The sequence below is a fragment of the Shewanella sp. 1180_01 genome (genome assembly GCF_052850535.1).
The window spans coordinates 508,552-520,961 of record NZ_VXCT01000001.1 but is presented as its reverse complement, the minus strand read 5'-3'; the positions used below and the strand labels follow the sequence as shown (position 1 = coordinate 520,961).

The 12,410-nt window shown below is 46.4% G+C and carries 10 protein-coding genes, 1 other RNA gene and 1 pseudogene; 7 read left to right on the top strand and 5 right to left on the bottom strand.

Annotation, left to right across the window (positions count from 1 at the left end; genetic code table 11):
* Positions 1 to 371: pseudogene (locus tag FW758_RS02375) on the top strand (IS4 family transposase); the annotation flags it as partial.
* A 76-nt stretch (positions 372 to 447) separates the two neighbouring features.
* Here the strand turns inward: FW758_RS02375 and FW758_RS02370 are convergent.
* Both FW758_RS02370 and FW758_RS02365 read right to left on the bottom strand, forming a co-directional pair.
* Positions 448 to 1,647 carry a porin gene (locus tag FW758_RS02370; RefSeq protein ID WP_446444535.1) on the bottom strand — a complete coding sequence of 400 codons (1,200 nt, stop codon included), beginning with the start codon at positions 1,645 to 1,647 and terminating at the stop codon, positions 448 to 450.
* 223 nt (positions 1,648 to 1,870) lie between these two features.
* A complete protein-coding gene (locus tag FW758_RS02365) occupies positions 1,871 to 4,300 on the bottom strand; it encodes a DNA polymerase II (protein ID WP_446444534.1) in 2,430 nt (809 codons plus the stop codon).
* Between the two features lie 137 nt (positions 4,301 to 4,437).
* Here FW758_RS02365 and dinG point away from each other — a divergent pair, with 137 nt between their 5' ends.
* The 6 genes from dinG to FW758_RS02335 are packed head-to-tail and all read left to right on the top strand — an operon-like array spanning position 4,438 to position 9,911.
* Positions 4,438 to 6,510, top strand: a complete 2,073-nt coding sequence (gene dinG / locus FW758_RS02360) for an ATP-dependent DNA helicase DinG (RefSeq protein WP_446444533.1) — start codon at positions 4,438 to 4,440, stop codon at positions 6,508 to 6,510.
* Positions 6,511 to 6,519: 9 nt separating this feature from the next.
* A complete protein-coding gene (locus tag FW758_RS02355) occupies positions 6,520 to 7,293 on the top strand; it encodes a sulfite exporter TauE/SafE family protein (RefSeq protein WP_012196866.1) in 774 nt (257 codons plus the stop codon).
* A complete protein-coding gene (locus FW758_RS02350; protein WP_446444532.1) occupies positions 7,284 to 7,952 on the top strand; it encodes a primosomal replication protein in 669 nt (222 codons plus the stop codon). The genes FW758_RS02355 and FW758_RS02350 overlap by 10 nt, the downstream gene beginning before the upstream one ends.
* A 10-nt stretch (positions 7,953 to 7,962) precedes the next feature.
* Positions 7,963 to 8,652, top strand: a complete 690-nt coding sequence (locus tag FW758_RS02345; RefSeq protein ID WP_220776398.1) for a DUF2057 domain-containing protein — start codon at positions 7,963 to 7,965, stop codon at positions 8,650 to 8,652.
* A 29-nt stretch (positions 8,653 to 8,681) separates the two neighbouring features.
* Positions 8,682 to 9,587, top strand: a complete 906-nt coding sequence (locus tag FW758_RS02340; protein WP_446444531.1) for a histone deacetylase family protein — start codon at positions 8,682 to 8,684, stop codon at positions 9,585 to 9,587.
* Between the two features lie 33 nt (positions 9,588 to 9,620).
* Positions 9,621 to 9,911: a late competence development ComFB family protein gene (locus tag FW758_RS02335; RefSeq protein WP_028760452.1), complete on the top strand. Its 291-nt coding sequence runs from the start codon at positions 9,621 to 9,623 to the stop codon at positions 9,909 to 9,911.
* A 218-nt stretch (positions 9,912 to 10,129) separates the two neighbouring features.
* Here FW758_RS02335 and ffs read toward each other — a convergent pair.
* From ffs to megL, 3 genes are all read right to left on the bottom strand, one after another.
* An RNA gene (gene ffs, locus FW758_RS02330) (signal recognition particle sRNA small type) lies at positions 10,130 to 10,227 on the bottom strand.
* Positions 10,228 to 10,521: 294 nt separating this feature from the next.
* Positions 10,522 to 10,890, bottom strand: coding sequence for a ComEA family DNA-binding protein (locus FW758_RS02325; RefSeq protein ID WP_446444530.1), 369 nt, complete (start codon positions 10,888 to 10,890; stop codon positions 10,522 to 10,524).
* 226 nt (positions 10,891 to 11,116) lie between these two features.
* Positions 11,117 to 12,310: a methionine gamma-lyase gene (megL, locus tag FW758_RS02320; RefSeq protein ID WP_446444529.1), complete on the bottom strand. Its 1,194-nt coding sequence runs from the start codon at positions 12,308 to 12,310 to the stop codon at positions 11,117 to 11,119.
* Between the last annotated feature and the right edge of the window lie 100 nt (positions 12,311 to 12,410).

The following is a 12,410-nucleotide window of genomic DNA, read 5'->3' as shown; positions in this document are numbered from 1 at the left end:
ATGGCGAGCTGAAGCAATATCAACTGGAAAATAAACCTATCCTGCGCAGTAAGAAGAAGGATGGGGTGTATCAAGAATTATGGGGGATCTTGACGACCTACAATATTGTTCGGCTAGAGATGGCCGCAATGGCTGTACAACATAAAGTTGAGCCACAGAGGATAAGTTTCATTAATGCCCTGTTTTTAATCCAGGATGAGTTTGGTTGGAGCGACAGAGGGAGTCCAGGAGCGATCCCACAGCACTTAAAACGACTGAGGGGAAATGGCAAAAGGTTGATTTTACCCGCGAAGAGGAAGCGCCCCAGCGACCCGCGTGTGGTGCTAAAGAAAACGGTGAAATATCCAAGTAAAAATGCCACTCGCTCTTAAGCGAGTGGCATTAGTCATTGCTGACTGGCTTTTTGGGTAATATCTGAAAAGGTTCTTACTTCAAAGAACCTGAAACTTAGAGCGTGTAACGGATACCGATTGCAACGCCGTCAGATTCAGAAAGTGCCATTCTGGCTTCATGTTCCCCAGAAAAATCACTGTAATCTTTACGTGCTTCTACGTACAGAACTGTGTTTGGATCCCACACAAAGTGCAAACCGACAACGACAAACTGACGCTTAAACTCATCTGTAGGTTTGGCATTGAAGTTTGGCTGGATGACATAATCTTTACCGGCATCAAGCACGTTGTAAGAAATGAATGGACGTAGGCCATTGTCAAACTTGTAAGAAACTAAACTTTCAATACCATAGGCATCTTTGATCAAACGACCAATGTTGTCAGTGTCATGGTTTTCTTGTCTGTTAACGTTTGCAGCAGCATATAAACCATCGTTATCGAAGTTACCCCAAGTGATACCTGCACCGTAGATAAGATCAACCGCTGTGGTTTGTTCGCCGTTACCAAAACTCACATCAAACTCACCACGGTTAACACCCGCAGTTAAAGTCAGCATATCAGTGGCTTTATAGGTCAGCGCGCCACCATAAGTGTAGTTGTACTCAACTTGTTGAGCTGTACGATCACCGCTGTTCCATAACTCTTCACAAGCTTGTTGAGTAATATCTTCTGAATCACAGGTATAGAAGCTGCTGTTTTTCAACTGCGCTTGAACTGCGAAGCTAACATCGCCAAAGGCGTTGCGATACTGGACCGTTTTATCACCACGACCCACGCCGTTTACCGCGCCGTCATCTTTGTTATAAGTGTAAACACCTGCAGTGTTGCCGTCCCACACAAAACCGTAGTTAGTGTTGTAAACGACATCGTACCAAGCACCCCACTGCTTACCGATAGTGAGTGTTCCATAAGTGTCATGGGACAGACCTGCGTAACCTAAACGGTTATAGAAGAACTCTTCTTGAACAGATTCGAAGCGATTGTTATAGACAATATCGCTATTACCCACTGGGTTTACGCCCCACTCTAATTTAGCAAAGGCTTTCCAACCGTCAGTCAACTCACGATTAAAACCAAAATTAATGCGAGATGCGCCGTTAACAACCTCTGTTTCCCCTTGAGTGTTGATCACGCGTGCATCAATAAAACCACCGATTTCTACGGCATTTTTATTATCTTTATAGATCTCGATAGCCGAGACTGATGGTACTAAAAACATTGCTGCAAGCGCAGTTGCTACTAACGTCTTGTTCATTTGGTGCTTAACCTTTTTTTGTTTATGTTCTGCCAACGTCATTCCGTTGTTATATTTCCTTACAATTTCCGCTTAAAGGGTAGCAAATTTTCAATATCCCCTCAAAGCGAAACCTAAAGAATATGTCGATTAACATCACAAAAACAAACCAGTTAACCTCTACAAAACAGGTTAAAACGCTACATTCGCCACCTATAGCAACACATAAAGAACATTAAAAACACTATATTAACAGCAACTGCTTTGACGCAATATCCATGTAGTTTAGTTTCATTATCGAAAATACCGGCTCTGCAATAGGGCCAATTTGCTTATCAATGTAGTATTGGTAATCAATTGGTGACGTTCTGTACAGTAAGGGTTCCGGTCCATTTACAGTAATCAGGTAGTCAATTTGCGCCCCACGCTTGCCAAAAGAGACATCACCTGTTATGTCGCATAGTTGCTGGGCGACTTTAACATGTGGTGAAGATTTAGCCGTGTAATCTTCAATATTACGCCGCATGCGTTTACGAAATACCAAATCATTATCCAACTGACCATCAAGCAGTTTTTCAAACACGCTGGCTAAATAAACACTGATATCCCTTTGGTTAAACATTCGCTCATAGAGTGACTCTTGGACTTTGCGCGCTAAAGGACTCCAATCACTGCGCACTTGTTCCATACCTTTAAAGGTAAGCTCAAGTTCATCACTGGTATTACGCCACGCGCCAACATAACGTTTTTTACTGCCTTCTAATGAGCCTCTTAAGGTTGGCATAAAGAACTGCTCGTAATGCCGCTCAAACTGTAACTCGAGAAAACTCTCAACTTGGTGTTCAACACAGATCTTAGCCTGCCACTTAGCATTGATATCCTGTGCTAGTGATTTACCTAAGGCGTTAATGTCTGAGAGATCAGGCTCGCTGCCAAGCCACACAAAGGTCGAATCCGTATCGCCGTAAATCACTTGATAGCCCATCTCTTCTATCCATGCGCGGGTTTGTTTCATGATTTGATGGCCGCGCATCGTGATCGAACTTGCCAACTTGGCATCATGGAACACGCAGCCTTGAGAGCCTAAAACCCCATACAGCGAGTTCATGATAATTTTTATCGCTTGGGATAACGGCGCATTGTGCTCACGCTTGGCCTTTTCGCGCTGCTCGGATAGGGTTTGAATTAGCTTAGGTAAAATAGGCTGTTGCCGACTGAAACGGCCGCCGAGAAACCCCGCAACACATTCAGACTCGGGCAACTGCAAGCCCTCAATCAATCCCTTAGGATCGATCAAAAAGGTGCGAATAATGGAGGGATACAAGCTTTTAAAATCGAACACTAAGATGTGTTTATAAAGACCCGGCACAGAATCCATCACGTAGCCGCCAGGACTTTCAATGCCCTGACTCACAGGCTCTGCTGGAGCGACATAACCCACGCGATGTAGATGCGGTAAATACAAATGATTAAACGCCGCCACTGAGGCCCCTACCCGTCCCAGTTCTAAACCTGTCAGTTCGGCACGCGCGAGGGCAAAATCCCACAATTGAGTGTGAGTAAAAATATCCCACACTAGGCGGCTATCGGTAAGATTGTAATGCGCTAAAGCTTGTTTATCGGTCTTAAACAGCTGGTCAATTTCTTCAACGCGATTATCGACGTTATGAATGGCCTTGCCTTCACCTAATAGTTGCCGCGACACAAATTCCAACGAGAAACGCTCAAAGTGATAAAAAGCGGCTTTAAGCCAATCGATACCATCGAGTACCACACGGCCCGGTAAGACTAAGGTTTCTGGGCGAAACTTATTGTCAACTTTCCAATCGAGCTTGGCGCCACCGCGGCCAATGGTGAGCGGAATACGGTGTAATGATGCACGGCGTGACAATAGAGCGAGATCGAAACTCACCACTGACCAACCGATAATAAAGTCAGGATCAAACTCATGGAACCACGCGATTAATCGATGGATCAGCGCCGCTTCATCGGCCACCCATTCAATATATTCGGGGGAGTTTGATTCAACTTCGCCCACCATAATCACTTTTTCATAAGTCTGCTTGAGGCTGCCTTGCCCCTCGTCTCGGCCACTGTCTTGACTATATAGCGCCACCGAATAGAGTAAGCCCTCAAAGCTACATTCAAAATCCAGTGAGATACAGCGTAAATTCACCGCCGTTAAAGGGGCAATACTCTTAGCCCGCTCGGCGATAAACACGGGCAGCGAGTTAGCCTCAAGACTGTCGCTAGTCGGCGTAGAGAAATGCCCTAAAAATGCCACATCTAGCGCTACAAACCGCTCGATTAAATAACGCTGTTCGGGCCGAATATCCGCTTCGAATAAAGGGATATCGGCATCTTTCGCGATGCGCTGTAAGGTACGTAAGCTGTTGCTCGATTTAGCATAAACTCCACTGACGGCGCCGCCTTTAAAGCTTTTGAGCGCTAACGGCACAAACCGCAATGCTTGACCCGGCGTTTGTAACTGTAAAGCCGCCACATCCGTTTGATGACAAAAACAAATGTGTTCAGTGCCTTGCACTTCCACCAGCACAGGGCCTTGGGCGGTCGCCAGATAATACTGCAACACTAAACTCCCATTACGATGAATCGCATGGCGTGTTAAGACTCGACCTTGTACACTAACGGCCGCGGTAGCCTCTGGCTTCATCGCATGGATTCCCAAATCGCATAGCTTGTCAATTTAGATGGTTCCTCAATTTAAATGCCGCCAAATGGCAGAAAAGTTTCTTAGGCTATGCAATCACTGTTATTATGTACAGCATTAATTCGATAAAGTAGTGACGCATGTTACCTGACAATGTAAAAACCCAGATCCGCGCCATCTATAAGGATATCGCTACCGCCTTACCTCATTTTAGGCCGCGCCGCGAACAAAACTATATGGTGGCGGAAATCTCTAAGACCCTCGCCGGCGACTATGACAAAGATAGACGCATCATAGTGGTCGAAGCAGGGACTGGTATCGGTAAATCATTGTCTTATATTCTCGGTACCATTCCACTGGCATTAGCGAGCAAGAAAAAAGTCTGTATCGCCACCGCGACCGTTGCCCTGCAAGAACAATTACTGCATAAAGACTTGCCCTTCTTCCTTGAGCAATCCGGCTTAAATTTCCGCTTTGGCCTAGTCAAAGGTCGACAACGTTATGTGTGTCTTTCGAAACTGGCGATGCTCATCGGTGACGACAACAGTACACAAATGGCCATGTGGCAAACTAAGCCTGACAATAGCCAAGTGGCTATGATGCATGGCCTGTTAAAAGACTATAACGAAGGTCGCTGGAATGGCGAAATCGATACCTTAGCCGTACCGCTGCCCGATCACCTGTGGCAACAAATCGCCTGCGACAAACACAGCTGTCATCGTCAAGTCGCCAGCCACAGAAATTGCCCGTTCCATAAAGCCCGCGAAGATGTCGATACTTGGGACGTACTTATCGCCAACCACAGCTTGTTATTCGCCGACTTAGAGCTCGGTGGCGGCGTGATTTTGCCCGATCCCGAAGACGTGTTTTATGTTATCGATGAGGCACATCACTTACCGATTGTGGCGCGGGATTTCTCCAGTGCGCAGGCCACGCTGAGGGGCGCATGCGACTGGCTCGAAAAAATTGGAAAAACCTGCGCTAAGTTGCAAAACCAAATAAAGAGCAACAACATTATTGCTCCTGCGCAGGCGATGCAGGATCACTTAGGCGATCTTATCAGTCAGCTCAATCAAGTGGCCCACTACTGCGACACCCAAACTAAACACTTTGCTAATCCTGAAAACCGTCTGCGTTTTGAACACGGCAAACTGCCGGACTCATTACTCATTCTGGCTGAAAACCTTGCTGTAACGTCTAATCTTGCCCTCAAACAGTTTAATAAAATGCTGTCACTGCTGGCCGAGGCGATTAAAGATGGCGACATTCCTAAACATCAATCCGAAGCACTGTTAGCCGAAACCGGATTTATGCTGCAAAGACTCGAGAATCTACAAAAATTGTGGAGGATGATGGCCAAGGAAGATAAACATAAAGGTGCGCCTATGGCGCGCTGGGTGGAGCTCATTACAGGTAAACAAGTGGATTATCTGTTTAGCGCCTCGCCTATCGAAGTCGGCTTTATGCTGGAATCCATGCTGTGGCAAAAAGCCGCGGGGGTAGTGTTATGCAGCGCCACACTACGCGCACTCAATAACTTCGACCATTTTGTGCATCAAGTCGGTTTGTCACTCAACGATGGCAGCCGTTATTTAGCCTTACAATCGCCCTTCGATTATCCCAATAACGCGACACTTTATTTACCCAAAATGCGCACTGAGCCGACGGATGATGCCTATACGGCAGAACTTGCCGAGCAAATCGTCACTCTGATTGAAGGAGAAATGGCTACCTTAGTGTTATTCGCCTCCTACTGGCAGATGGAAAAAGTGGTTGAATTACTTGAAGGTAAACTCACCACTGAGCTGCTTATTCAAGGCAATGCGCCACGGCAACAGTTACTCGAACATCATAAAGCTAAGTGCGATAAAGGCGAACCGAGCATATTGTTCGGCACCAGCAGTTTCTCCGAAGGTCTCGACTTACCCGGCGATTATCTGACGAACTTGATCGTCACTAAACTGCCCTTTGCGGTGCCAACCTCACCCGTTGAACAAGCCCATGCGGAATATGTCAAAGTCAAAGGCGGCAATCCCTTCTTGCAACTGACTATCCCAGATGCTTCACGTAAGCTTATTCAGAGTTGTGGTAGATTACTGCGTAAAGAACAAGATTATGGCCGAGTCACCATTTTAGATAGGCGGTTAGTCACTAAACGCTATGGCAAGTCCTTGTTGGACGCCTTACCGCCCTTTAGACGTGTCATAGAGTAGGATTAAAATTTGGAATTGTTACTCGAGCCCAGTCATTGGGCCCTGTTGGCAGTTATAGGTCTTATCGCTGGATTCATCGATGCCGTTGTTGGCGGCGGTGGCCTATTGTCGATCCCCGCACTGTTAACCTTAGGCATTGCACCGCACACCGTATTAGGTACTAATAAGTTAGCCGCCAGTTTTGGCTCTTCAATGGCGGCTTGGACCTATTATCGTCAGCACCTTTTTAAACCCTCATTTTGGTACATGGCCTTTATTGCCACCTTTATTGGTGCCGTATTGGGCAGTTTCTTAGTCTATTTAGTCGATACCCAATGGCTCGAAAAAGTCCTGCCACTGCTGATCATTGGCATCGCCATTTACAGTTTAATCAGCCCCAATGCGATATCAGATGTTAACTGCCAAGCCCCAACCAGCAAACCACCCGCCAAGCAACAATGGCTACAGGGACTCGCTTTAGGCACTTATGATGGCTTTGCCGGCCCTGGCATTGGCGCGTTTTGGACTGTCACATCCGGCTCTTTGTATAAACTGCCTTTACTGCACAGTTGCGGCCTCGCCCGTGCAATGACCTTCACCAGCAACTTGACCGCATTGACTATCTTTGGCTGGCTTGGGCAGGTAGAGTGGCAAATAGGTTTGTGGATGGGATTATGCATGATGTTAGGCTCATTTATCGGCGCCCGCTGCGCGATTAAATTTGGCATGCCCTTTATTCGTCCACTGTTTATTTTGATCGTGCTAATGATTGCAGCAAATTTGGCATGGAGCGCATGGTTGTGAACACCCAACAATTACTGGTGATGCTGAAAAATCAGCTCAAAACGCTAGAGCAAGAAGTACTGCAGCACGATAATCGACTCGCGCCGCCGCAGCGCAAACTCCTGCAAGAAACGGAGCGCTTTAATCACTCGCTATTTGTCCAACACGGCGCCCAACTCGGTCCCTGTATTGAACAAATTCGTAGCAGCATTATACAGCTCGAAAAACAAATTAAGCTCAAACTCGCCCCCCAGACGATTGCCCTCAGCTGCGAGCGGATCCAAGACAGATTCACCGCCGTCAAACGGGCCTTGCTGACGACCTCTATCGACATTAAGTCTAAAACTCAACAGCGTGCCAGTAGCCGCGCCCGTTTTGCCGAGCGTCAGAATCAGTCTCACCAAGCCAGCGGTTTCGATTGGATCGCCAATAACGTGATGCAAAATAGTCACGAGATCTATGAAGAATTGAACAAACACCTAAATTGGGCGAAAAAATTTGAACAAAAAATTGAAGAAATGGAATCAAAACTTGAAAACTGTCATAGTGCTGACAAAATAAAATTGCAAAATGACATCCTTTTGATGCATCGTCGTCTAGGAAAATGCAGGCAAGCTATTAGTTATATAGAAGATCGCATTCAAATATTCGAACGTCCGTATCAGAGTAATAATCGTTAAGGAGTAACAATTGAAATCACTTTTGCCAATCAGCAGCCTGCTAGTATTACTCGGTTCTGCTTCAGCCTTCGCCGCAGATCTCAACATTCCGATGTCTTTTGAGTACCTTGCACTCGATGGTAAAAAAGTCGAATCCAGCGTATTCAACCATAAAAGCAGCTTAGAATTGACACCCGGCACTCATAAAATCGCCATTCGTTACCATGAGATGGTAGAAGACGATTTTAGCGATAGCCAAACCTTTGTTAAATCAGCCCCTTTCATCGTGACCTTAGACGTTGATGGCGACTATCAATATTACCTCCAAGCCGCCGAAGGCAAAGTCGTCAAAAAGCCAAAAGTTTACGCGCAAAACCCACAAATCAAATTGACCCGTAGCGACAAAGGCAACGTCAATTTCCAAGTGGTGAATACCAATTTAGAAGAAGAAAGCTTTGTCTCTCGCCTTTTCAGTGGTAATCAAGCTGTTGACGTATCGGGAACTGCCGCAGCAGCAACCGGTGCAGCAGGCGCTGTGGTTGCAGTTGCACCAGCACCCGTGGCGACATCGGCGACCGTTAGCGCAACCTCACTCACAGCTCCTGTAGACACTTCTAAAGCAACAGCTGCCAATCCACAACAAATGTTGCAATACTGGTGGTTACAAGCGGATGAGAAAACACGTAAAGAATTTATGAGCTGGGCAATTTCACAGCTATAACGACTTACGATAACGAGGTTTAGTCAATATTGACTCTGATCCCACTGGTTTATCACGCCAGCTATTCCAAGCTGGCGCTTCCTCCTCACCACAGATTCCCCACGACCAAGTACGCGAATTTACGGCAGTACTTACTCGAGAATCAGCTTGCCACACCAGCCCAGTTCCACACGCCAACGGCGATGACAGCGCAGGATGTAATGCAAGTGCATCAACGCGAGTACGTAGAGCAGTTTATCGCGGGCACTTTGTCAACAGCGGCGCTTAGACGGATTGGTTTTCCGTGGAGTGAAGCCTTAGTTGAGCGCACCTTGCATTCTGTGGCAGGCACCACTCTCACAGCTTCATTGGCCATTAATCAGGGTATTGGCCTGCACCTAACGGGTGGCTATCATCACGCCCATTACGATTTTGGCAGTGGCTATTGTATTTTCAACGATCTTATCCTCGCGGCCAAAAATGCCATCGCGAGCCAGCAAGTGCACAAGGTACTGATTTTTGATTGCGATGTACATCAAGGTGACGGTAGTGCGACACTCAGCCAGCGACATCAAGGGATAATCAGTTGCTCGATTCACTGCAAAGAGAACTTCCCGAGTCGTAAGCAGCATTCCCACCATGATATTGAGCTAACCAAAGGCAGCGATGACAATCTGTATCTCGAAACCGTGGAGCAAACACTCGCCCTACTCATTCGCATCCATCAGCCAGATCTCATTCTTTATGATGCAGGGGTCGATATCCATCAAAATGATGATCTCGGCTTGCTCAGTATCAGTCAAGAAGGGCTGTTCAGACGGGATTTAACTGTGTTATCAATGGCAAAATCGGAAAATATTCCAATTGCTGCCGTGATAGGCGGCTACAGCAGAGACGCACTACAATTAAGCCAAAGACACAGCCAACTTTTTATTGCGGCAAACCATTTGTGGTAGCAAACTCAATGAAAACCGTCATGGAGCATAACGATGCAACTCGAAATCCGTAATTACTACGAAGTTCTTTTAATGGAAATATTGTCAGATGAAGGACTTATGGACGAGCTTCCTGAAGACTATCTCGCCGACTTATGTTGCGTGACCTTAAATCAACTGCCTGTGCGCTACATACGCCACCTCGTCGATACCTACTTCTTTGAAGACTATAACGAGCTGCAAGAATTAAAGCGTGAGATCCAGACCGCACTCGAAAAGTCCCGCGCCTTCCTTAAACAAAATCTGCAAAAAAGATTACAGGAAGAAGCCGAAGCCAATCGTTAATCTCGCTAAGGGTTATTGTTCATAGCATTTTAGCCGTTGCAGTGGCATGAAAGAGGCAAACAATGGATTATCCCATTGCGTATAAAGTATTCACGCTATAAATGATTAACGGCAGAAAACAGAAATAGTCAGTTAGCCAGTATATTGAATAAAATAAATTGAGTAGATAGAGAGAAGTAAAAAGAGAATAAAACAGAGATATTGCAGAATTGGAGGTTCCCCTAGAGCCGACACCCCGGCACACGAGTCGCTTGCTGCGGTTGCTCCCTTCCGGGCCTGGCCGAGTTCACAAGTTATCATTGCGGGGGGACCCTAGGGTCACCATAACTTCGAGCATTGCTTTGAAAGAGATAAACCAAAGTGCTTGCTTGAACGCCGAGGATTATCCCCCATGCCTCCTATGGGATCAAGCGCTAATCGACAAGATCTGTTAATATCCCGCCTAACTGCACAATCTATAAGCAAGTGAAGTGGTTGAAATGATAAAAGCCTGCAAATGCAGACTTTTATAGACATTTCCCTGAGTTTCACTGTGTCAAACTTGGTATAAAGAAAATCCAACAAGAGTAAAACTCAATACATAATGACGCTCAATCATCGCCTGAGATAATTACAACTTAATCAAATGACGATTCTGCTCAATCAACTTAGCCCCAACACCCGAGACATTGGCTAAATCATCAATTGCATTGAACTTACCATTTTTGGTTCGGTAATCGACAATCGCTTGCGCCTTAGCGGCACCAATCCCTTTTAGCACTTGTAACTGCTCTGCTGAAGCCGTATTGATGTTGACTTGAGCAGCATCTGGCATGGCTTTCTTCGCATCCGATGCCATATCGCTCGCCTCAGTTTTGGCCTGAGTCTGCATTTTAGCGGCGGCTTTAGTCGGGGTGTCTGCGGCGATTGCTGGCGTTGCTAAAAAAGCCGTTAATGTCATGGCGCTCATAATCGCAGGTATACATTTGGTGATGTTCATAACTCTTCCTCTATTCCATGAATTGCGGCCTCTCTTCCTACTTCCGTGGCCTCAAATCAAAAATAGTCCAAGCTGTTATGAAATACCAAATCGGCGCCACAAATATTCACACTAGCTAAACTTCACCTCTTAACCCGATGAATCTAAACCTAACCATAGAAAAAGGGATGCTAAATCGCATCCCTTTATCATTCAAATAGTTGGTGGTTTAAATTAGTGACACTCGTTAAGCTAAACGCGCTAACGCTTGACTCAAGTCGGCGATAATGTCGTCACAATCTTCTAAGCCAATAGAAATTCGCAGCAGATTATCACCAATGCCAGCCGCCGCTCTCGCCTCTGGCGTATAGGGAGAGTGCGTCATCGACGCTGGATGTTGGATGAGGGATTCTGCATCGCCTAGGCTCACCGCAATAGAGAACAAGCTTAAATGCCCCACAAAGGCCATAGCCTCCTCTAAATTTGCCGCCAGTTCAAACGCGATCACGCCGCCGGCACGTTTCATCTGCTGACCAATGAATTTATGCCCTTGGTGAGAGGCAAGTCCGGGATAATACACCCGGTTAATACTGGGATGTTCGGCTAAAAATTCGGCCACGCGCTGGGCACTATCGCAATGGCGCTGTAAACGTACATCTAAGGTTTTAAGGCCGCGCAAGATCAGCCAAGCATCGTGTGGCGATATCACAGCGCCAATATCTTTTAAGATTTCATACTTCACTTTATGGAGCTGCTCTTCACTGCCACACACTATCCCCGCAATCACATCACCATGACCATTTAGATATTTAGTCGCACTGTGGATCACCAAATCGATACCAAAATCCAGCGGTCTCTGCAGTAATGGGGTCATAAAAGTATTATCGACAATACTGACCAACTGATGACGTTTGGCAATAGTCGCAATTGATGCCAAATCAAACACCTGTAAATGGGGATTCACTGGGGTTTCACAGAAAATGACCTTAGTATTGGATTTAATCGCCGCTTCTATTTCTGCTACCGATGAAAAGTCTACTAGGGACACTTCAATACCAAAGCGAGCGAACTGAGTCGTCATTAGCGCATAGGTACAACCGTATACGGCATTGGATGCCACTAAGTGATCGCCCATCTGCAAGTTAGCCAGTAATGCGGCGGATACCGCGCCCATACCAGATGCGGTTGCAGCGGCGGCTTCTGCCCCCTCTAAAATCGCCATTTTACGTTCAAGCTCGGCGGTTGTCGGATTCCCTAAGCGCGTGTAAATATACCCCGGCTCATTACCCGCAAATCGCTCACCACCTTGCTGTGCGGACTCAAACACAAAAGTCGCACTTTGATATAGCGGCGTCACTAAGGCGCCAAAGGCCTCACGCTCATGGCCGCCATGAATAACCTGTGTTGCCGCTTTCCACATCTTGCCTGACTCATCTTGCATACCTAGCTCCTTGTAATTGGCCTTGAGCGGTTCCCGTTCTTGATTGATTATTGGTATGGAACACTCAATGCCCGCATTATGGACAATCCAATAGATAAGT

What these genes read in the sequence shown, in the direction of transcription:
- FW758_RS02370 (WP_446444535.1), bottom strand. Translation starts at nt 1,647, where the DNA reads ATGAACAAGACGTTAGTAGCAACTGCGCTTGCAGCAATGTTTTTAGTA.
- FW758_RS02365 (WP_446444534.1), bottom strand. Translation starts at nt 4,300, where the DNA reads ATGAAGCCAGAGGCTACCGCGGCCGTTAGTGTACAAGGTCGAGTCTTA.
- dinG (WP_446444533.1), top strand. Translation starts at nt 4,438, where the DNA reads ATGTTACCTGACAATGTAAAAACCCAGATCCGCGCCATCTATAAGGAT.
- FW758_RS02350 (WP_446444532.1), top strand. Translation starts at nt 7,284, where the DNA reads ATGGTTGTGAACACCCAACAATTACTGGTGATGCTGAAAAATCAGCTC.
- FW758_RS02335 (WP_028760452.1), top strand. Translation starts at nt 9,621, where the DNA reads ATGCAACTCGAAATCCGTAATTACTACGAAGTTCTTTTAATGGAAATA.
- FW758_RS02325 (WP_446444530.1), bottom strand. Translation starts at nt 10,890, where the DNA reads ATGAACATCACCAAATGTATACCTGCGATTATGAGCGCCATGACATTA.
- megL (WP_446444529.1), bottom strand. Translation starts at nt 12,310, where the DNA reads ATGCAAGATGAGTCAGGCAAGATGTGGAAAGCGGCAACACAGGTTATT.